The sequence below is a fragment of the Clostridium magnum DSM 2767 genome (genome assembly GCF_001623875.1).
Lineage (GTDB): Bacteria > Bacillota > Clostridia > Clostridiales > Clostridiaceae > Clostridium_AM > Clostridium_AM magnum.
On record NZ_LWAE01000006.1, the window covers coordinates 67,791 to 90,343 of the forward strand.

Here is a 22,553-nt window from a genome sequence, read left to right on the forward strand (position 1 = left end):
TAGTCGCTCGTGACGTATACTTTGGAGAAGATAGGAGTATTAGAGCGGGTAGTCATCGGATAAAAATAATGCTCAGATTTCCTAGGAAATCTGAGCATTATTTTTTAACACTTATTCAAGTATACCTTCTTCTTTTAAAATTGACTCAAGTTGTTGTACCTTCTCTGCAAGAAAGACAAACTTTTCTTTTAATGTATCTTTGGAAAGACTTTGTGTTGTAAGACTTTCTTCCATAGATTCAATAACAGATAGGGCTTCATCGATGTCCTTTTGAGCTAACTTTAAATTAGTTTCTTTCATATTTAATTCTCCCTTAATTCAATATATTTTTTACTTTTTTTAATCCATCTTCAGCTATAAACGGTGCACAAAATTCAAAAGTTTTTTCATGACCACAACTTGAACATATGCAATCACACACGTCGTAGGGAACACCATCAATTATGTCTATATTTACATCCTCAGCTGCGTATTCACCACCACATACTTCACAAGGAGTATCATTTATAACATAAAATTCACTTTCAATATACTTCATTATGTCTCTAATGGTCATTTGAAACCTCCCCCAAAAAATACGTCTATGATAAATGTTAACACTCCTAAAATTTATTTTCAATAGTAGTTAAGAAAGAATTTATTCTAAATTAAAGTTTTATAAGTTTTAATATGCAATACTAGTGTCTTATGAGCATATATATTAATAATCAAGTCTGTTTATCTAAAAAAGGGGGAAACTTAGTGATTAATATTATATGGTTTTTTATTCTAGCTTTTGGCATAATTTTAGGGATTTTTACAGGAAGAGGAGATGAAATATCCAAAGCTATAATAAATTCCACAGAGTCTACAGTAAAGCTTGCCATAGGACTTGTTGGAGTTATGTGTTTATGGTGTGGAATTATGAAAATTGCAGAAAAAAGTGGACTCACAGGAAAGCTAGCTAAAGTATTAAAGCCTATATTGAAATTAATTTTCAAAGATGCAGCTAGGGATAATAAGGCTATGGGGGCTATAGTTATGAATCTAACGGCTAACATGATGGGCCTTTCTAATGCAGCAACACCATTTGGGATAAAAGCTATGGAAGAGTTAAAAAGGCTTAACAAAAAGGATGGAGAAGCTAGTGATGACATGGCATTGTTCTTAATTTTAAATGCTGCATGCATACAATTAGTGCCAACTACAATAATTTCAATGCGGGCTGTAGTTGGCTCTAGCAATCCAGCAGCAACTATTATACCAGGAATTATTACTACTGGTACTGCAGCAATACTTGGAGTAATACTTTGTAAAATACTACAAAGATATTTCTAAATTATTTACAGAAGGAGGATAAAATGTGAACTACATAATAAGAGCAATAATTCCAATTATAATAGTATCAATTGTTACCTATGGAATATTGAAGGGAGTCAAAGTATATGAATGCTTTGTAGAAGGTGCTAAGGATGGACTTTCAATATGCCTTAGAATTTTTCCCTATTTATTAGCAATGATGATAGCTGTATCAGTCTTTAGGGAGTCAGGAGCGTTAGATTCCTTTATATATTTGGTAAAACCGATAGTTAAGTTTATAGGTCTTCCACCGGAAGTTGTACCACTTGTACTTATTAAACCTTTATCAGGAACTGGGGCCCTTGGAATATTTGCAGAGACATTAAACAGTTATGGTGCCGACAGCTATATAGGAAGAGTATCCTCTATAATTATGGGATCCACGGAAACGATATTCTATACACTTACTGTGTATTTTGGGGCTGTAGGAGTAAGAAAGATAAGGCATACCTTATGGGTAGCAATTTTTGGAGACTTGGTATGTATGATAATGGCTGTAACACTTGCAAGATTTATGTTCTAAAATATTGTTTTATAGCTTTGTTGAATATATAATAATTGATTTTTTGAAATACCAGAATATTGTCACAAATACGCATAGTTTTATGTTAATATATTCATAATGAATATTAGGCTAGAGGTGAATTAGTTGTTACAGTGGAAGGATTTATATGACGATTGTTTAAGCTGTTATAAGTGTGATATTGGAAATAAGAGAAATAATATGGTTTTTGGCGATGGAAATCCTAAGGCTAAGCTTATGTTTATCGGTGAAGCACCAGGAGCTGATGAGGATAGGATTGGGGTGCCGTTTGTTGGCAAAGCAGGGCAGTTATTAACCAAGGCTCTAATAGCTTTAAATCTAAATAGAGAGAAGGATTACTATATATGTAACATATGTAAGTGTAGACCGGACAACAATAGAACTCCCTGCGAAGAGGAAGCTAAAAATTGCTTGCCTTATTTAAGAAACCAAGTAGCTTTAGTTAAGCCTAGAATTATAGTATGTTTAGGTGCTACTGCAATGAAATATATTTTAGGTGATCAGTGGAAAATAACTAGAGATAGGGGAAAGTGGATTGAACGGAAGGGTTTTTATATAACTTTAACCTTTCATCCATCAGCAATACTTAGAGATGACAGTAAGAAAAGATTATTCTGGGAGGATTTAAAAAGTGTACAGAGAAAATATAATGAAATTTGTTGAATATTATAGTCTAATAGTTGACAGAATAATGAAGTGAAAACTTGAATCAGATGGAGTTTCAAACTCCATCTGATTCTTAGTTGAACGAATCCAGGGACGTAGCCGGTCTTTACTCCCGCTTTGAAGAAGATGGGAGTATTAGAGCGGGTAGTCATCGGATAAACATATTTTTGGATATTACTAAATAGAAGTGAGTAATATTCAAAAAGTGAAACAAATATATTGACAGTATAAAATATTTAACATATTATATTATTGTTAAAATGCTGTGAAGGAAAGAGTAGTAAATAAAAGTGCCTATAGAGAGTCGGAGTAGGTGAAAGCCGATGGCAGGATAGTTTACGAACATGGCTCCAGAGCAGGTTATCTGAAAATAGAGTAGGATAACACGGCAGCAGCCGTTATACTGCATAGTAATAAAAATTTTAATTTGCTTTTAAATTTGAGTTACTTATTGAGATCTTTATTGTGAAATAAGGATGAAATAGAGTGGTAAAGCGCAATTTCGCCTCTATATGAAGTGTTACTTCATATAGAGGTTTTTTATATTAAAAAATTCTAGATACAATTTATTTAGATTAATATTAAAGCGAGATACAAGGGAGGAGAAACAAAATGAATAAAAAGACATATTATATTACAACACCTATTTATTACCCGTCAGCAAAGCTTCATATAGGTAATACGTATACTACTGTAGCATCTGATGCTTTAGCAAGATTTAAGAGGCTTACGGGCTATGATGTAATGTTTTTAACAGGTACAGATGAACATGGGCAGAAGATTCAAAGATTAGCAGAAACTAAAGGTGTCACACCAATAGAATACGTAGACGAAATAGTTGCAGGAATAAAAGATTTATGGAAAATGATGAATGTAAGCTATGATAAGTTTATAAGAACTACAGATAATTATCATATAAAAGCAGTTCAAGATATTTTTAAGAAATTATATGATCAAGGTGATATATATAAAGATTCTTATGAAGGATGGTATTGTACACCATGTGAGTCATTTTGGACAGAAACTCAGCTTGTAAATGGAAATTGTCCTGACTGTGGAAGACCTGTAGAAAAAGCAAAGGAAGAAGCTTACTTCTTCAGAATGTCAAAATATGCACCAAAGCTTATTACGTACATAGAGAGTCATCCTGAATTTATTCAGCCGGAATCAAGAAAGAATGAAATGATAAATAATTTCTTAAAGCCTGGGTTACAAGACCTCTGCGTATCAAGAACATCTTTTGATTGGGGTATTCCAGTAACTTTTGATGAAAAACATGTTGTATATGTTTGGATAGATGCTTTAGCAAATTATATAACTGCATTAGGATATGGAAGCGAAAATGATGATTTGTATAAAAAGTATTGGCCAGCAGATGTTCATTTAGTTGGTAAAGATATATTAAGATTCCACACAATTTATTGGCCAATTATGTTGATGGCACTGGGTATTCCTCTACCAAAGCAGGTATTTGGTCATGGATGGCTTTTAGTTGATGGTGGAAAAATGTCGAAATCAAAGGGTAATGTTGTAGATCCTGTAGTTTTAGTAAATCATTTTGGAACAGATCCAGTAAGATATTATTTATTAAGAGAGATACCATTTGGGTCAGATGGGCTATTTAACAATGAAATATTCATAAAGAAAATAAATTCAGATTTAGCTAATGACCTAGGAAATCTACTATCAAGAACTTGTGCAATGGTAGAAAAGTATTTTGATGGGGTGATTCCAGCACCAAAAGCAAAAGAAGCTATTGATGATGAACTTATAAACCTTGCATTAGCTACGCCTAAAAAAGTAGAAAAGAGCATAGATGATTTGAAAATTCCAGAAGCTTTAGATAGTATATGGGAGCTTATAGGAAGATCAAATAAGTATATAGACGAAACTACTCCATGGATACTTGCTAAGGATGAAGCAAAAAAAGAGAGGCTTGGAACAGTTCTTTATAATCTATCAGAGGCTTTAAGAATAGTTTCAGTGTGTGTTTCATCGTTTTTACCTGAAACCAGTGAAAATATTAATAAACAATTAAATGTAGAACTTACAACATGGGATAGCGTGGCATCCTTTGATGGAACTAGTGCAGGAACAAAGGTTAGTAAAGGAGAGCTTTTATTCCCAAGAATAGATGTAGAAAAGAAGATAGAAGAGTTAAATATGCTAAAAGAGCAACAGTTAGCTGAAAATAAACCTAAAATGCAGCCACTAAAAGAAGAAATAACAATAGAAGATTTTGAAAAAATAGATTTAAGAGTAGTTAAAGTTTTAGCTTGTGAGCCTGTAAAAGGAGCAAAAAAACTTCTCAAACTAAAAGTTGATATAGGTGGGGAAGAAAGACAGGTGATTTCAGGTATAGCGAAATATTATGAGCCTTCAGATTTAGTGGGGAAATATGTAGTTTTAGTAGCTAATTTGAAGCCAGCAAAACTTAGGGGAGAGCTTTCACAAGGAATGATACTTGCAGCATCAACTGATGATGATAGTAAGTTATGCACAGTTACTATTCCTGAAGAACTTCCTACTGGAAGCATAGTGAGATAATATTTATCCGATGACTACCCTCTCTAATACTCCCATCTTCTTCAAAGTGGGAGTAAAGAGCGGCTACGTCCCTGGATTCGTTCAACTAAGAATCAGGTGGAGTTTGAAATTCCATCTGATTCAAGTTTTCACTTCATCCATATGAAAAGAAATAACAAATGAAAGATAGATATTATACTAACTTGTTATTTTTTAAAAGATAGTTTGGATTTAAAAGTACCCTCTATGGTAGTAATATAGAGGGTACTTACAAATAATAATTGATTATATACTGATACTAATTTTAAAAGATTTATTGTATATAAATAACTATAGCCGAAAAAGTTTATATAATAGAGAAAAACTTAGCTTTTAGTTAAAAAATAAGGAAAATTTTACAAAATATCATTTGACTATATTCGAAAATGTAATAAAATGGAAATGCGCTAGTAATTACAAGCTTTATTATAGATTTTAAATAATTTAACTAAAAGAACAATAGATATTCTCAAGCTTAACGGCTTTGAATGGAGAGATATCAAGTGAAAAAAAGTGAAATATTAAGAAAAGGGTTAGCTATATTTGATGCACATGCACATTATGATGATGAGCAATTTAATGAGGATAGGGATTCTATAATAGAAGAACTTAAAAGAAATAATATTATTGGAGTTTTAAACTGTGGAGCTTCTTTAAGAGGATGTATAGATTCAGTCAATCTTGCTAACAAACATGATATATTTTATGCAGCAGTAGGTATACATCCAGAATATGCAGATAAGTTTGACGAACAAACATTAGATCAATTAAAAAGTTTAGCCGAGAATGGAAAGGTGAAGGCAATAGGAGAAATAGGGCTAGATTATTATTATGACGAAAATCCACCAAGAGAAATACAAAAAAAAGTATTTATGAGGCAGATGGAACTTGCTAAAGAGCTTAAATTACCTGTAATTATACATGATAGAGATGCACATGAGGATACTTTGAATATAATAAAACAATTTAAGGGGGTTATAGGCGAAATACATTGCTTCTCAGGAAGTGTAGAATTTGCTAGAGAGTGTTTAAAACTAGGATATTATATAGGGTTTACTGGTGTTGTAACTTTTAAAAATGCTAAAAAGGTAATTGAAGTAGTAAGGGAGGTTCCATTAGATAAGATATTAGTGGAGACAGATTGTCCTTATATGGCGCCTACACCTTTTAGAGGAAAAAGAAATAGGTCAGAATATGTAGAATACATTATAAATAAAATATCAGAGATTAAAGACATAGAGCCCGAAGAAGTAAGCCGCCTAACTATTTGCAATATGGAAAGGTTGCTTAATATAACAAAATAGTGTAAAATAAAAGAGATACTTTCAATATGATGTGAAAATTTCTAATTTTCAAACTATTATTCCGGCATGTGTAATTAAAATTCCTTCCAAGGAATATACTTATAAAAATTGAACTAAACCCCACCTAAAATAGCAATAGACTGTTTTATATTAAACTGCTATCATAATTTTTTATTTTTTAGTTTTATGCATAAAATGCATTTGAACAGTCTAATAAGCATTAGTGATATTTGACATAACATAGTAATTCCATTTATAATGGGAAATGTCGCTTTTGCCGGAGGAGGTATTGTTATGGTGGAGAATTTAAAAAAGTACTTAAAAAAATACTTTTCCAATGGTCCTAGAACAGCTATAGCTACAGTATTAATAATGGTAGTTATTTTGACAACAGTGATTTTTAATATGAGAAAAACTATAATAGTTTCTGTGGATGGCTCTGAAAAGACAATTACTACTTTTAGTAGTAGCTGCAGAACAGCTCTAGAAAATAATGGAGTAATTGTGGGACCAAAGGACAAAACCACACCTAGTCTGGACAGTATAATTGAGAATCAAGGAAAAATATTAATAAAGAGAGCAGTAAAAATTGCAGTAGATGTAGATGGAAAACAGATAAGTATTCAATCTTCAGAAGATAATGTTGAAAAAATGTTGCAAGCAGAAGGACTAGGGCTTCAAGAGTTTGATAAGGTAAGTCCATCAAAGGATATGGCTCTTAAAGATGGCTTGAAGGTAGTAGTAACAAGAGTGCAAACTAAGGATGTAAAAGAAGTTAAACCAATAGATTATACAACAACTATAAAAAATGATGAAGAAATGGAAGAAGGCAATAAGAAGGTTGTACAAGAAGGACAACCTGGAGAAAAGGAAACTGTAACTAGAATTATATATGAAAATGGAAAAGAAGTTTCAAAAAAAGTTATTAGTGAGATAATTAAGAAGCAGCCTGTGGAAAAAATTGTGGCAATGGGTGCATTAAAAGTGTATACTCCATCCCGTGGAGGTAAAATAATTTATTCAGATTCATTAAGAATGAGAGCCACAGCTTATACAGCAGATTATGATAGCACAGGTAAGAGTCCTGGAGATTCAGGATTTGGAATTACTGCAACTGGAGCTGTAGCAAAAAGGAATAGGGATAGCTATAGTTCAGTAGCAGTTGATCCAAGGGTGATACCACTAGGGACAAAGCTTTATATCGAAGGATATGGATATGGGGTTGCAGAAGATACTGGTGGTGCTATAAAAGGAAATAAGATAGATTTATTTTTTAATTCTAGTTCAGAAGTGGACAACTGGGGAGTAAGATGGGTTAATGTATATGTGGTAAAATAGGAGCAGGTGCTCCTATTTTTTCTGTTTAAAAAACAACATATAAGAGAATTAATTATTTTATAATATAGTTTAATTTCACATAACTATGAAGTTTGTGATATTATGAGGTTATATTAATTTAATACGGAGGAATAGTATGATCAAAGAAGTTATTGTAGTTGAAGGAAGAGATGACATTACTGCGGTAAAAAGAGCTGTGGATGCAGAGGTTATAGCTGTTGGGGGCTTTGGTATAAATAAAAGAGTTATAGACAGAATAAAAGAAGCGCAAAAAAGACAAGGAGTAATTGTGCTAACAGATCCAGATTTTGCTGGAGAGAAAATAAGAAGAATAATTTCTAAAAGAGTAGAGGGAATTAAACATGCGTACATATCCCAAAAGGATGGTACTAAAGATGGAGATATTGGCGTAGAGAACGCGGAGCCAGAGATCATAATAAGAGCATTAGAGGCTGCCAAATGTGAAGTGAAAGAAAAAAGAGATGATTTTAATATTAATGATATGATTTTTTTTGGTCTCACAGGAAATACTAAATCAAAAGAAAGAAGAGATCTGCTCGGAAAAGAACTAGGTATAGGGTATTGCAACTCGTCTCAGTTTTTAACCAGACTTAATAATTATGGTATAAGTCGTGAGGAATTTGTTAATGCAATAAATAAGATTAGTAAGGAGAAATAATTATGGAGAATTTATCTACTAAAGATATAGTTGAAAAGTATGGTTTTAAGTTTACTAAGAGTCTAGGACAAAATTTTTTGATTGATAATTCTGTTTTACAAGACATAGTGGAGAGTGCTGATGTTGGAGAAAATGATGTGGTTATCGAAATTGGTCCTGGTGTTGGAACTTTAACTAGAGAGTTATTGAAGAAGGCTAAAAAGGTATATGCTATTGAATTAGATTCTGATTTATTACCTATTTTAACTGAAGAGCTTAAAGAATTTAATAACTTTGAACTTATACATAAAGATGCGTTAAAGGTTGACTTTAATGAGATTATAGGGGAAGAAAAAAGTGTCAAGGTTGTTGCTAATCTTCCATATTACGTAACCACTCCTATAATTGCAAAGCTTTTAACTGAAAAATATAATTTTAAATCTTTAACTATAATGATACAAAAAGAAGTTGGGGAAAGAATTTCATCAGCTCCTAATTGCAAGGAATATGGATCTATTTCTCTTCTTGTTCAATATTATTGTGATGTTCAAGTCGTAAGAAAAGTAAGTGCTACTGCATTCTTACCTAGACCTAAGGTAGAATCTATAGTTATTAGACTAGATAAGCTTTCTGAACCTAAGGTAAAAGTTAAGGATGAAAACCTATTTTTTAAGATTATAAGAAACTCGTTTAATATGAGAAGAAAGACGTTATGGAACGCACTTAAAAGTTTAAATTTGTCAAAGGAAAATATGGAGGTAGCTTTTATGAAGGCTTCTATTGACCCTAAAAGAAGAGGGGAGACTTTATCTATAGAGGAATTTGGAAAGCTTGCAGATTGTGTGCATGAGTTATTATAATCTTTTTTTACTACTTTAGTACTATTTGTTCACTTTTTGAATGTTTCTTCATATATTATAATGAATATAATATATGGAGGTATATGAAGTTGGCACAAAAAAAGAGTTATAGTAGGTATTTTATAATATTACAGGAAGATGAAAAGGGATATTCTTTATCATCTGACAAAACAGCGTCAGGCTATGCTAAATTAGAGTTAAAGAATGATAAGTGTAAAATATCTTATTATGTGCAAAACTTAAAAAAAGAGATGACCCCTTATTACATGGTGCTAGTATGTAATAAGAAAGACGTAAAAAAGATAATCAAGATTAGTGAGATGAACATAGATGATTATGGCAGAGCAGATATATGTTATGAATATCCTGTAGATAACGTTGCAGGTAGTAATATATCTATGGATAAGGTTTCAGGAGCAGCTATAGTAAAATTAATAGAAGGTAGAATAATATCTGTTATGAGTGGATTTGCCACTACTGAAATACCAGAATGGAAAAATTTTGTTCTAGTTGAAAATAAAAACAGGAATAGTGATGAAGGGGAACCAAAGGTAGAAGAAAAAAGCTCAGTAGAAGAAAAAAGTATATTTGATAAGTATGAGGAAAGTATAGAATTAACAAAGGAAACGGAAAGAAACGAAGATGTAGATGATGAAAAAGACCAAGAGCTTATAGAAGATGTGAGAGAAGAAGTAGATAACTTAGAGAAAGATCAGATTGAAGAAGAGACAGAATCTTTAAGAAATGAAGATATAGAATCAGTAGAATCTTTAGAACAGGATAAAATTGAAGAAACAATAGTAATTGAAGATAGACAGGAAAAACCAGTTGAAACTGAAGAAATATCAGATGATTTTTCCCAACCTGATAAGGATTATGTTAAACAAACAAGAAATGATAAAAATGACTTGCTTGACTATCCAAGAGGATCAAAGGCAAAATTCTTTAAGTCCCTAGCAAACGGATTTGAGGAGATTGATGATCTATGTAAAGATATAAAGAGATGTAAGTGGTATAAAGTTAATGTGAAAACTATACACAATATGTATGATGTATCAGATTACAATAAATATACAACAATTTATTACCCTATGATAAGTTACTATCCATATATTAAGAAGTATAGTCACTACTTAATAGGGTACAAATGCGATAAAGATGGAGAGGTCAAGTATTTAGTGTACGGAATACCAGGAAAAAAAGATGCAGTTGAACAACCTTATGGTGGTAAATCAGGTTTTGTAACATGGATACCAAGGGATGATGAGACAAACTCTGGATATTGGCTTATGTTCTATGATTTTAAAACTGCTACTATTATAATACCTGAAAAAAAATAGTTTAATGAGTATAGTAGAAGAAGTACCAAAAATATTTAATATTTTTGGTGCTATTTTCATATAATCTAATAACTAGGTATTTTATGTGTAGGGGGTGAAAGCTAAACTTATATTTACCATATAAGGCAGCAATTTTATGAAACTTATAATAATAAATAGAAAAAGACTGGGTGTTACTACAATTATAATTGGACTTATGTTAATTTTGTTAGGTTTTGAAAAGTATTTTGATGCGGGGCTTAAATTTACTGCTCTTATGCAGAATAACATAAACTCATTAGTACAGTATAAAGCATTGGATAACAAACTAAGCTATAAGCTTCCAGCAGAATGGATTACAAAAGAGCAAAAGTTTTCTGGACAAGAGATACTCTATCACAATGATTTTAAAACAAATGACTCTAAAATTTATGGATTTGTAGAGGTGTGGAGTTTAAATAAAGATTTGAAAAACTTCCTAGAAGAAAGTAAAAAAATATCAAGTGAACAAAATTTATATAAGCAATATAATATAAGTCCAATTAAAATAAATGATAGAGATGGGTACTTGGTATCTTATACAATGATTACTTCTTCTGATATAGATTATAAAGGGTATGAATATTTTATAAAAGATAGTAATAAATTTTTTAGGTTTTCATTTTTCATGAAGGCAAGTAATTTTAAAGAAAACATGCCAACGGTTTTTAAAACTATAGTTCAAACATTAAATTATAAAGAATAATCTAGATCAGTCTAACTGTACACAGAACATATAATTAAGTAACTTATTTTTCCTTCTTGTATATATCTTACAAGGGGGTCTTTTTTTATTTTAAATGTGCTATAATATTACTGAATTTAAGGAATACAAGAGACATAATGATTAATAATCATTATGGACATATAAGGAATACAGGAGACATAATGATTAATAATCATTATGGGCATATAAGGAATACAGGAGGGAATACTAATTGAAAATAAAGAGTAAAAGGCACTTGTTTTTAGCTATATTATTAGTATTTTGTTTTTTTTCATCAGGATGCAACAAGATTGATGAATTAAAAGTAAAAGCTGGTCTTAAAAATACTGATTTTGAATATATAAAACAGGGTAAAATACAAAAAATAGTAATACAGAGTACGAGGGATCAGGGTTTTAGATTTATAGTTACGGATCAAAATGCTATTAGAGAATTATATGATATTTTATCTACTGCAAAAACATCAAATGAGAAATCATCATTGGAACCAGACTATGTTTTTGAGATGGATGAAGGAAACAATAAAGTTCATAAGTTCAATTATATAGCAGGCTTAGAAAAAAAGGATTCAGGTAATTTATATAGTAACGATAAAATATACGTTGTATCTAAAAGAATAGATAATGATATAATAAAAAGTTTTTGGACGATAAGAAAACCAAAAGACTTTCAAGAAGTTTATTACGGTTCTATGATTGAAGCTTTAAATCAATACTTAAAGGATAAGGATAAAAATAAAGCTGTTGGTGTAAGTCTAAAGGATGATGTTGAATCAGGTAAATTTATATTGTCTACAGATTTAGAAGATTTTAAGGGAAATTTAAAAAGTGAATTTAAGAATGTATCTCTTGCAGATAAAGATAAGGAAAATTACGACATATGGGTAACTATTAAAACTCAAGGATATAAATCTACTTTATACAAAGCAATTGTAGTGTTTTGGGATAAGAATGAAAGAAGTGAAAAAAGATACTATATTTTTGATAAGTATGAGAATGGAAGATGGAATATAAAAGTCTCAGAAGAAAAACCAGATGCTTTTTAGCAAATTAAATTCATTTATTAATCTTTTTCATTTTGTAATAAATAATTTTTTTTTGATAACAATAAACATATAAATATTTATTAAAAAATGAAAGATTACAGGAGGATTAAGAATGAAAGCAGTAGTTGATCAAGAAACATGTATAGGATGTGGCTTATGCCCTTCAATTTGTCCAGAGGTATTCCAAATGAATGATGATGGAAAGGCAGAAGAAGTAGTAGATGAGGTTTCAGGAGAACTAGTAGACTCAGCAAAAGAAGCTGCAGATAGTTGCCCCGTAAATGCTATTTCAGTAGAATAAAAAAACTAAGAAAGCTAAACTAGCTTTCTTAGTTTTTTGCTTTTAAAGATTTTATTATCTTTAAAAGCACATTAAGTATATTAAAGTTTTGCTAGAAGAAATCAACAAGTCTATGGTTTATCATTCTAGTTGATCCAAGTTCTACATTTATGGTATCTCCTATTTTAGCTCCAGGAGGTATGTGGGGGATTCCAATATCAATTATAGTTCCGTCTAATAAACTTACAAAAGCATCTGTAAAATTTATATCTACTATTTTTGCAAGCATTTCATATCACCTCAGTAATATTGTGTTTTATTATCTGCTAATTATTCAATAAAATATATTAAGGGTATATGTGGATAAATATACTAATGGGTTGAAATTATAAATATCAAATACTATACAGTAATAAAAAACAAAAGAATTAAGAGGTAAATAAAACTAATCACCGTTAATATATCCTTAAGATTAATTTAAAAATTGCTTAAAAAATTTTTGCATAGTATAATATCAAAGTGCTTACACAATATATGGTGGTCTGGAGGTATACAATATGCTACATGTTGTAAAGAGAGATGGTAGAAAAGTAGAATTTGATTCTATTAAAATAACGAATGCTATAAAGGGTGCATCAGAGGAAATCGGTTATGAATTGAAGGAAAGTGAGTTTATAGATTTAACTCAAAAGGTTATAAGACAAATAGAAGATATTGATGTAAAGGAGTTAAATGTAGAGGAAATCCAAAATATAGTTGAAGAAACTCTTCTAGAAAATAGTTATAGGGAGATAGGTAATGCCTACTTTAATTATAGAAAAGAAAGAAATAAGATAAGAGAAATAAAATCAGATCTAATGAAGGCTATTGAAAAAATAGGAATTGAAACAGATAGAGATAACGCCAATGTTGGAAATAACTTTAGTTCTAAGTTACTTAGAATAGCTAGTGAATCTAATAAATGGCACAATTTATCAGTTATGCCTAAGTATTTAGCAAAGGCCCATGAAAATGGAGATGTATATTATCATGACTTAGATAGTTACAATTTGACTACAAATTGTTTACATATACCTACAAAAGAGATCTTAACAAGAGGATTTAATACAGGTTATGGAACCATAAGACCCCCTAAAAGAATAGAATCGGCTGCTGAGCTTTCTTGTATACTCTTGCAGTCAACTCAAAATGACATGTTTGGTGGACAGTCTCACCCAGACTTTGATAATGATATGGGAGTATTTATAGAGCCTACAAGACAAGAGATAGTTAATGAGTTAAAAGAGCTGGAATTAGAACCAGAAAAAATAAATAGGGTTGCAGAAAAAAGGCTTAGAAGATGTATAGAGCAGTCTATGCAAGGAATAGTGTATAACTTAAATACGATGCATAGTAGAGCAGGAAGTCAGGTTCCATTTTCATCAATAAATATTGGTATACCGGATTCAAAGGATGCAGCGCTAATATGTGAAGTTTTCTTGCTTGAATATGAAAAAGGGTTAGGTAATGAGGAGCAACCGATATTCCCTAACATAATATTTAGAGTAAAAAAAGGCGTAAATGCAGAGCAGGGAGATCCTTATTATTATTTATTTCAATTAGCTTGTAGGGTTGCAGCTAAAAGAATGAATCCAACATTTATGAACATAGATGCAGATTTTAATAAATTCTATTATGATCAAGGGGTAATACCTGCTACTATGGGGTGTAGAACTTATGTTTGTTCAAATATAAATGGAGATCCTGGTACAAAAGGCAGAGGAAATATAGCTCCAGTTACTATAAATTTACCTAGATTAGGACTTGTAGCTAAAAAGGATATAAATAAATTCTTTAAACTTTTAGATAGTAAACTTCAATTAGCCAAAGACTCATTAATGCATAGATATGATGTTCTTAAGAGATTGAGAGTTAAGGATTTACCTTTTGTTGCGGGACAAGGACTTATGAAGGGTTCAGAAAATTTATTGCCAGATGATTCTATAGAACCAATATTAAAACAAGGCACATGGTCAATTGGATTTATTGGCCTTGCTGAAACTTTAATAGCTTTACATGGTAAACATCACGGGGAAGATGAAGAAGCTAGAAAATTAGGAGAGAGAATAATTTCTCACATAAGAGAGTATACTGATAGAGTAACTGAAGAAACTCATTTGAATTGGAGTTGTTATGCAACACCAGCAGAAGGTCTAAGTGGAAAGTTTATTTCTCAGGATAAAAAAATATTTGGAGAAATATCAGGAGTGACAGACAAGGATTATTATACAAATTCATATCATATACCTGTAGGATACCCTATATCAATAAAGGATAAAATTGATATAGAGGCACCATATCACAAGATGTGTAATGCAGGTCATATAAGCTATATAGAGATAGATGATTATCCTTCAGCGGAAACTATTATGGATATATTAAACTATGCTTACAATAATACTAATATAAGTTATATAGGTATTAATTTTCATATAAGATATTGTAGAAAATGTGGCACCTACCTTCATGGAGAACAAAACTGTACGAAGTGTGGTAGCACTGATATACAAGGAGTATCTAGAGTAACAGGATATCTTTCATTAGACGAAAGATTTGGAGCAGGTAAATTCGCAGAGAGAGCGGACAGAATAGCTCATGGTAATAACAAACATGTTTATGAAATTGTATAATTAAAAGACAGAGCTCAGTTCTCTGTCTTTTAAATTATTAAGTGAAAACTACTATCAGGAGGTTACTTATGAATAAGCAGGTTAGATTGTCAGGTATAGCCTTTGAGAGTTTAGTAAATGGACCAGGACTTCGACGAGTAATTTTTGCACAAGGATGTATTCATAACTGTAAGGGTTGCTTTAATCCTGATACACATGATATGCAGGGCGGACAAATGATGGATATGGATAAAATAATCGATGATGTGAAAAGTAATCCAATGATACGGGGTATTACATTTTCAGGGGGAGATTGTTTAGAACAAGCAGATAAATTTGCATATATGGCTAAGAAGTTTAAGGAGTTAGGATTAAATATTTGGTGTTATACAGGGTATACTTATGAGTATATATTGGAAAATGAGGATAAAAGAATTGGATGGAGTGAATTGTTAGATAATATTGATGTACTTATAGATGGTAGGTTTGAAGAAAATAAGCGGGATATATCACTAAGATATAAAGGCTCCAGTAATCAAAGAATTATTGATGTCAAAGAAAGTTTGAAAAATGACAGGATAGTAATCATTGAATATTAAAAGGCATAGTAGTTCCAGGTGGAAAATGGTAACGTACATGGGTGGACGGGGTACTCTCCATGTATGTTACCATTTTCTCTATATTATTAAATTTTAAACTTTTCTAGCTTATTATCTTCATCTATATTGCTTTGTATTAACTTAATTAAATTACTTTGTTTTTGTTTGTCTTTTTTCATATATAAGCAAGTTTACATTGGCTCTAATATAATGATAATAAAAAATCAGGAATGAAAGGAATATTTATACTCATCGATAAAAATATTCTTCATTCCTGATATATATTATTTATAATTTAATATTGTAACTTTATTAAAGCCTTCTAAAGATCCGTCAATAGATAACTTATTTCCGTTAACTCTTTCACCGTTTTTCATATAAGTTAGAAAGTCATCTAAGCCCTCTAATTCAAAAGACAGTGTTGGAGTTTTATAATGCATAGGTATAACTATATGACTATTTATAGATTTAGCGATTTCTGCAGCTTCTTTTCCGTCTATTGTATAGTTTCCGCCTATAGGTATAAACAATATGTCTGTGTTTCCAATTTGCTTTATATCTTCACTTGATAAACTATGACCTAAGTCACCTAAATGACATATTTTATAGCCATCTATATCAATGACGAAAATTGTATTCTCTCCTCGTTTTGCTCCTAGCATCTTATCATGATAGGATGGTATACCTGCTATCGGGATGTCACAAAGATAAAAGAAACCAACTTTGTCGATAGATTCTTTATATTTTATATTTTCAACATAATTATGGTCAAAATGATGGTGGCTTATTGTAACTACATCTACTTCTCCTTTAAATGTATTATATCCTACAGTCTCATCAAAAGGATCAGTTAAAACTTTTCGGCCTTTTGAATCTTCTATAAGAAAAGAGGAATGACCAAGCCAAGTTATTTGCATAAAAACACCTCTTTCATTTCGTTATTCAATTATATTATAACCTTAATATATAATATTAAATTGAAATATATTTATACATCAGTGTAAAATTTTGTTTTTTTATATTATAATATATTTATTAAGTAAATAAAATGTAAGGTTGGAGGTGGTTATTTGGGTAATAAAATGAGATGTATCTATTTTGTTCTATGTTTTTTGTTGACAGTTGTTTTATCTGGCAGATTTAATATTGTACAAGCTGATGCCTATGATGATAAAGGAATAAAATTAGATGTTGATAATAATAAGTCTTGGATTATAAAATTTAATAAGGAATTAGATGGTAGTACAATAGATGAGTCTAGATTTGTAGTAACTGATGAAAGTGGACAGCAGGTTCCAGTAGGAGTCGTACTTGGATCAGACGGAAAGTCTGTTGTTGTATCACCTAAAAGTGAGTATGGCTATGGAAAAACCTATAACTTGTTTGTAAAAGATGGCATAAAATCAACAAGTAAAAATAGCTTAGTAAAAACTACGAAAATGCAGTTTACAGTAAAAAGTAATAAGGCTAATGATTTCAATAAGGCTTATACAGTAACTATTGATGCAGGTCATGGCGGCAGTGATACAGGAAATATTGGACAAAATGCTGTGAAAGAAAAGGATATAAACTTATCTGTAGCATTAAAATTAGGGAAAATACTACAAGACAATGGAGTAAATGTAGTTTATACAAGAAAAAGTGATACTGTATCGTGGGATAAAAATAATGATTTACAGTCCCGTTTTGATATAGCGAATAATGCTAAATCAGACTTTTTTATAAGTATACACTGCAATGCATATCCAGAAAAACCTACTGCCAATGGTATAGAAACATATTATTCGGGTTCTGATGAAATAAGTAAAGCATTAGCACAATCAGTTCAATCTGAGTTGGTTAGTAATACTGGATTATCAGACAGAGGAATAAAAGTAGGTCTTTCACAACATGAAATATTAAGGGGGACTATCGCTAGTCCTATAATGGTTCAATTGGGCTTTTTAACTAATGAGCAGGAAAGTACCACTATTGATAGTGAGCAATTCCAAAATAACAGTGCTGCTGATATAGCTAATGGAATACTTAAGTCTTTAAGTCTTATTGATAAAAGTAAAGAGATAACAACCATAAGTTCTATATCAAATTTATCTGTTAATGTAGCTCAAGGAGATAGCTATAGTTTGCCTCTAAATGTTACAGCTACTATGAGTGATGGAAGTAGTAAAAAAGTAAATGTTATATGGGAGTATAATACTGTAAATACATCTGAAATAGGAAGCTACTCCTATAAAGGAACAGTGGCTGGTTATAGTACGCCTATAAGTCTTTTGTTAACAGTAGGAGAGAAAGATACTAGAGATGTAATATGTATAGATCCTGGACATGGAGTAGGCGGTGATACTGGGGCTGCTGGAATAGATGGACTTCAAGAGGATGATGTCACTTTAGCAGTAGGATTAGAGGTAGGTAGAATACTTGAGGAACATGATATAAAGGTAGTGTATACAAGAACAGAAGATATGCGTTCTACATCAATGAGTGTTGTAGATAGCCTTCAAAGACGTTGTGACATATCAAATAATGCTAATGCTAAATATTTTGTATCTATTCATGCTAATTCCTTCGATAGTTCATCTGCATTAGGTACAGAGACTTTATATGATACTGAGAATGAAGAAAGCAAGAGGCTGGCTACAGCCATACAAAATAGTATTATAAAAGAAGTAGGGACTTATGACAGAGGATTAAAAGATGGTAATTGGCTTTATCTTGTAAATCATGCAAATTCACCAACAGTTTTAACTGAATTAGGATTTTTAACAAATACTGGTGATGCAGAAAAATTAAGGGATACTTCATATCAACAAAAATATGCACAAGCTATAGCTAATGGAATATTACAAACCCTTGGTAAGTAGTTCCATTTAGTTATTAAAAAACCAAATTTTTGCTAAAAAGTTTATTAAATAAATTGACAAAAAAAAAGCATTATACTATAATAAAAGGCAATTGCATGAAAATGTAAGATGATTATAATTAAAAACTTTGAACAGGAAAAGTACATAAACCGTGTTACTTACAGAGAGTGGAGATAGGTGGAAGTCCACAGGAAAGGTTTAAGGAAAATCACCTGGGAGTTGAGAGACTGAATATATTATTTATTTAGTAAGTTTCTACGTGGTTCTGCGTTAAAGAATGGAGTATGCTTGTGCTTAAAGTAATTTTACCCGTAGGTGGTATAGCGAATTTAACTTCGTCCTATTAGGATGAAGTTTTTTTACTTTAAAATAGTTACACGTAAATAGTTGTATGTAAGTATAAAATTACAAAAATAGTTAAAACTTTGCATTATAGAGAAAGGGGCTAAGTTATGTATAAAAAAATTGATAATTCTAGAAGTTTTGTTCAGATGGAAAAAGACGTAATGAACCTATGGAATGAAAGAGATGTAATTAAAAAGAGCTTTGATTTAAATGAGGGCAAAGAGTATTTTACATTTTATGATGGACCTCCAACAGCAAATGGAAAACCACACGTAGGGCATATTCTTACAAGAGTTATGAAAGATATAATCCCTAGATATAAGGTTATGAAGGGATATAATGTTTTAAGAAAAGCTGGATGGGATACTCATGGTTTACCAGTTGAGTTAGAAATAGAAAAGAAACTTGGTATTTCAGGAAAACCACAAATAGAAGAACATGGTGTTGAAAAATTCGTTAAAGAATGTAAAGAGAGTGTATTTACTTATGTAAGTATGTGGGAGGAAATGACAAAGCAGATAGGGTATTGGGTTGATATGGAAAAACCATATGTAACATACCATGATAACTATATTGAGTCAGTATGGTGGGCATTAAAACAAATGTGGGATAAAGACTTACTTTACAAAGGACATAAGGTAATTCCTTACTGCTCAAGATGTGGAACTGCTTTATCATCACACGAGGTTGCTCAAGGATATAAGGATGTTAAAGAAGCTACAGCATTTGTTAAATTTAAGGTTAAAGGTGAAGAAAATAAGTACATACTAGCGTGGACGACAACACCTTGGACATTACCTTCAAACATGGCTTTAACTATAAATAAGGCTTATACTTATGCTGAAGTTTTAAATAATGGAGAAATTTACATTGTTGCGAAAGATTTAGCCTCAAAGGTTATAGAAGGGGATTACGAAATTGTAAAAGAATTTAAAGGCGAAGAATTGCTAGGAATGGAATACGAGCAATTATTCAAGTTCGAAACTCCAAAAGAAAAAGCTTTCTTTGTGATTCATGGTGATTTTGTAACTTTATCAGATGGTACAGGAATAGTTCACACTGCACCAGCTTATGGTGAAGATGATAACCTAGTATGTAAAAAACATAACATACCATTAGTAAATCTTGTTGATGCAGAAGGTAAATTTGTCGATTCAGTAGAGCCATGGGCTGGAATGTTTGTTAAAAAAGCTGATCCTAAAATTTTAGAGTATATGAAAGAGCACAACATGCTTTACAAGTCAGAGAAGGTTACTCACTCATACCCACATTGTTGGAGATGTAATACACCTCTTCTATACTATCCAAAGGATAGCTGGTTTGTAAGAATGACATCATTAAGAGATAAGCTTCTTGAAAATAATAATAAAATTAATTGGTATCCAGATAATATAAGAACAGGAAGATTCGGCAAATTCCTTGAAAATGTTATTGATTGGGGTATTTCAAGAGATAGATATTGGGGTACACCGCTTCCGATTTGGGAATGTGAATGTGGTCACAGAGAATGTATAGGTAGCAAAGAAGAATTAAAACAAAAATCTATTGGTAATGTTGAAAATGTAGAACTTCATAAGCCGTTTATAGATAATGTTAAATTAGCATGTCCACATTGCGGAAAAGAAATGACTAGAACTGCAGAAGTTATAGACTGCTGGTTTGACTCAGGATCAATGCCTTTTGCTCAACATCACTATCCATTTGAAAATAAGGATTTATTTGAAAACAACTTCCCTGGTCAGTTTATATCAGAAGCAGTTGACCAAACAAGAGGTTGGTTCTATACATTACTTGCTATATCAACAGCTATATTTGATACAAACCCATTTGAAAACTGTATTGTATTAGGACACGTTTTAGATAAACATGGATTAAAGATGTCAAAATCAAAAGGAAATGTTGTTGATCCATTTGAAGTTTTAGCAAGTGAAGGAGCAGATGCAACGAGATGGCATTTCTATACTGCAAGTGCACCTTGGTTACCAACAAGATTCTCAGTTGATGATGTTGGAGAAACTCAAAGAAAGTTCTTAGGAACGTTATGGAATGTATATTCATTCTACATATTATATGCAGATATAGATAATTTTAATCCATTAGAGTATAAAGAATTCCAAAGCGAACATGTTATGGATAAGTGGATTATGTCTAGATTAAACTCATTAGTAAAGGAAACAGAAAATTATCTAGATAGCTATAAGATAACAGAAGCTTCTAAGAATATTGCAGAATTTGTAGATGAATTATCTAACTGGTATGTAAGAAGAAATAGAGCTAGATTCTGGAGTGAGCAGTTAACAGATGATAAGATAGGTGCATATGTAACTTTATACAGAGTATTAAATACTCTATGCCTAATATCAGCTCCATTTGTACCATTTATGACAGAGGAGATTTATCAAAATTTAGTTGTAGGACTTGATTCATCAGCGCCAGAAAGTATCCATTTATGCAAATGGCCACAATACAATGAAGCTTTAGTTAACGAAGAACTAGAAGAGCATATGGATGATGCTTACAGAATAGTAAAACTAGGAAGAAGTGCAAGAAATTCAGCTAATATAAAAAATAGACAGCCGCTTTCAGAAATGCTTGTAAGTACTAAGTCACTTCCTGAATATTATGGTGATATAATAAGGGAAGAGCTTAACATAAAAGAGGTTCAGTTTGGAGCAGACCTCTCAAAATATGTTAACTTTGATATAAAACCCAATTTACCTGTAATAGGAAAAACCTATGGTAAGTTAATACCAGTTATAAGAAAAGAAATCTCAGCAATGAATCAAATGGATTTAGCTCAAAGAATAATGGCTGGAGAAATTGTTTATATAACAATAAATGAGGAAGATATAGCACTAACAAGTGAAAGTTTACTAGTGACAATGCAGGGATTAGAAGGTTTTGCATTTGCTGGGGAAGGATCAGTTGGTGTAGTTTTAGATACTCATATTACTGAAGAATTGAGAGAAGAGGGACACCTTAGAGAAATACTAAGTAAAGTTCAGAATATGAGAAAAGAAAGTGGTTTCCAAGTTGCTGATAAGATCAAACTTTATGTTTCAGGAAACGAAATGCTTGAAAGTGTAATTAAAAAGTTTGAAGATATAGTAAAGAAAGAAACTCTTACTGTAGATATTATATATAATGCTGAGAGAGAATATAACAGTTCAAAAATTAATGGAGAAGATTTTAATATAGCAGTAGAAGTAGTCAAATAATGAAAAAAATGTGTATAGGATAATATTTAACATCCTATACACATTTTTAATTCATATAATTAGTTGATTATATCTGCAAGTTAAGTATATAATGTAAAATAAGCATATACTAATTAAGTAAGAATGCTATTAAAATATTAAATTATAAGTTTTATGTTATAATTTTAATAGGTGAATAAACATACTTACTTGTAATAAT

General features: G+C 31.2%; 20 protein-coding genes and 2 other annotated features. Of the genes, 16 read left to right on the plus strand and 4 right to left on the minus strand.

The annotated features are described in order from the left end of the window. Nucleotides 1–111: 111 nt before the first annotated feature. Nucleotides 112–300, minus strand: a complete 189-nt coding sequence (locus tag CLMAG_RS21310; RefSeq protein WP_066627222.1) for a hypothetical protein — start codon at nt 298–300, stop codon at nt 112–114. A gap of 13 nt (nt 301–313) precedes the next feature. After that, complete coding sequence (locus CLMAG_RS21315; protein ID WP_066627224.1) at nt 314–556, minus strand: metal-binding protein; 243 nt, start codon at nt 554–556, stop codon at nt 314–316. Between the two features lie 185 nt (nt 557–741). Between CLMAG_RS21315 and CLMAG_RS21320 the strand changes: the two genes are divergently transcribed. The 12 genes from CLMAG_RS21320 to CLMAG_RS21375 all read left to right on the plus strand — a co-directional run bounded on the left by CLMAG_RS21320 (nt 742) and on the right by CLMAG_RS21375 (nt 12,704). Beyond that, a complete protein-coding gene (locus CLMAG_RS21320; RefSeq protein WP_066627226.1) occupies nt 742–1,317 on the plus strand; it encodes a nucleoside recognition domain-containing protein in 576 nt (191 codons plus the stop codon). A 25-nt stretch (nt 1,318–1,342) separates the two neighbouring features. Next, nucleotides 1,343–1,861: a spore maturation protein gene (locus tag CLMAG_RS21325; protein ID WP_066627228.1), complete on the plus strand. Its 519-nt coding sequence runs from the start codon at nt 1,343–1,345 to the stop codon at nt 1,859–1,861. A 126-nt stretch (nt 1,862–1,987) separates the two neighbouring features. Further along, on the plus strand, nt 1,988–2,545 hold the full coding sequence (locus CLMAG_RS21330) for a uracil-DNA glycosylase (protein WP_066627231.1): 558 nt from the start codon (nt 1,988–1,990) through the stop codon (nt 2,543–2,545). Nucleotides 2,546–2,804: 259 nt separating this feature from the next. Continuing rightward, nucleotides 2,805–3,061, plus strand: a binding site (T-box leader). Between the two features lie 99 nt (nt 3,062–3,160). Further along, nucleotides 3,161–5,095 (plus strand): methionine--tRNA ligase, encoded by a 1,935-nt coding sequence (metG, locus tag CLMAG_RS21335; RefSeq protein WP_066627238.1) that lies wholly within the window; start codon nt 3,161–3,163, stop codon nt 5,093–5,095. Nucleotides 5,096–5,616: 521 nt separating this feature from the next. After that, nucleotides 5,617–6,417 carry a TatD family hydrolase gene (locus CLMAG_RS21340; RefSeq protein WP_242873106.1) on the plus strand — a complete coding sequence of 267 codons (801 nt, stop codon included), beginning with the start codon at nt 5,617–5,619 and terminating at the stop codon, nt 6,415–6,417. A 294-nt stretch (nt 6,418–6,711) separates the two neighbouring features. After that, nucleotides 6,712–7,755 (plus strand): 3D domain-containing protein, encoded by a 1,044-nt coding sequence (locus CLMAG_RS21345; protein ID WP_066627242.1) that lies wholly within the window; start codon nt 6,712–6,714, stop codon nt 7,753–7,755. A gap of 136 nt (nt 7,756–7,891) precedes the next feature. Then, nucleotides 7,892–8,434 carry a ribonuclease M5 gene (gene rnmV / locus CLMAG_RS21350; protein ID WP_066627244.1) on the plus strand — a complete coding sequence of 181 codons (543 nt, stop codon included), beginning with the start codon at nt 7,892–7,894 and terminating at the stop codon, nt 8,432–8,434. Between the two features lie 2 nt (nt 8,435–8,436). After that, the gene (gene rsmA, locus CLMAG_RS21355; protein ID WP_066627251.1) at nt 8,437–9,273 is read left to right on the plus strand and encodes a 16S rRNA (adenine(1518)-N(6)/adenine(1519)-N(6))-dimethyltransferase RsmA; all 837 of its coding nucleotides are present in this window, start codon (nt 8,437–8,439) and stop codon (nt 9,271–9,273) included. A gap of 89 nt (nt 9,274–9,362) precedes the next feature. Next, nucleotides 9,363–10,613, plus strand: coding sequence for a DUF7922 domain-containing protein (locus CLMAG_RS21360; protein ID WP_066627254.1), 1,251 nt, complete (start codon nt 9,363–9,365; stop codon nt 10,611–10,613). Between the two features lie 136 nt (nt 10,614–10,749). After that, nucleotides 10,750–11,337, plus strand: a complete 588-nt coding sequence (locus CLMAG_RS21365) for a hypothetical protein (protein WP_066627257.1) — start codon at nt 10,750–10,752, stop codon at nt 11,335–11,337. Nucleotides 11,338–11,569: 232 nt separating this feature from the next. Then, on the plus strand, nt 11,570–12,403 hold the full coding sequence (locus CLMAG_RS21370; protein WP_082832036.1) for a YhfM domain-containing protein: 834 nt from the start codon (nt 11,570–11,572) through the stop codon (nt 12,401–12,403). A gap of 112 nt (nt 12,404–12,515) precedes the next feature. Continuing rightward, nucleotides 12,516–12,704: a ferredoxin gene (locus CLMAG_RS21375; protein ID WP_066627265.1), complete on the plus strand. Its 189-nt coding sequence runs from the start codon at nt 12,516–12,518 to the stop codon at nt 12,702–12,704. A gap of 91 nt (nt 12,705–12,795) precedes the next feature. Here CLMAG_RS21375 and CLMAG_RS33065 read toward each other — a convergent pair whose 3' ends face one another. After that, complete coding sequence (locus tag CLMAG_RS33065) at nt 12,796–12,972, minus strand: hypothetical protein (RefSeq protein ID WP_169809811.1); 177 nt, start codon at nt 12,970–12,972, stop codon at nt 12,796–12,798. 268 nt (nt 12,973–13,240) lie between these two features. On the opposite strand from CLMAG_RS33065, the gene nrdD reads away from it, so the two are divergent. Together nrdD and nrdG are read left to right on the plus strand one after the other, a co-directional pair. Then, nucleotides 13,241–15,352, plus strand: coding sequence for an anaerobic ribonucleoside-triphosphate reductase (gene nrdD / locus CLMAG_RS21380; protein WP_066627268.1), 2,112 nt, complete (start codon nt 13,241–13,243; stop codon nt 15,350–15,352). Nucleotides 15,353–15,420: 68 nt separating this feature from the next. Continuing rightward, nucleotides 15,421–15,930, plus strand: a complete 510-nt coding sequence (gene nrdG, locus CLMAG_RS21385) for an anaerobic ribonucleoside-triphosphate reductase activating protein (RefSeq protein ID WP_066627270.1) — start codon at nt 15,421–15,423, stop codon at nt 15,928–15,930. Between the two features lie 284 nt (nt 15,931–16,214). Here nrdG and CLMAG_RS21390 read toward each other — a convergent pair whose 3' ends face one another. Next, the gene (locus CLMAG_RS21390) at nt 16,215–16,847 is read right to left on the minus strand and encodes an MBL fold metallo-hydrolase (RefSeq protein WP_066627275.1); all 633 of its coding nucleotides are present in this window, start codon (nt 16,845–16,847) and stop codon (nt 16,215–16,217) included. Between the two features lie 153 nt (nt 16,848–17,000). Here CLMAG_RS21390 and CLMAG_RS21395 point away from each other — a divergent pair, with 153 nt between their 5' ends. Together CLMAG_RS21395 and ileS are read left to right on the plus strand one after the other, a co-directional pair. Further along, entirely contained in the window at nt 17,001–18,791 is a 1,791-nt protein-coding gene (locus tag CLMAG_RS21395) for an N-acetylmuramoyl-L-alanine amidase (RefSeq protein WP_242873107.1), read from the plus strand. 118 nt (nt 18,792–18,909) lie between these two features. Then, nucleotides 18,910–19,137 (plus strand) — a binding site (T-box leader). Between the two features lie 106 nt (nt 19,138–19,243). Further along, a complete protein-coding gene (gene ileS, locus CLMAG_RS21400; RefSeq protein ID WP_066627278.1) occupies nt 19,244–22,354 on the plus strand; it encodes an isoleucine--tRNA ligase in 3,111 nt (1,036 codons plus the stop codon). Nucleotides 22,355–22,553: the final 199 nt, after the last annotated feature.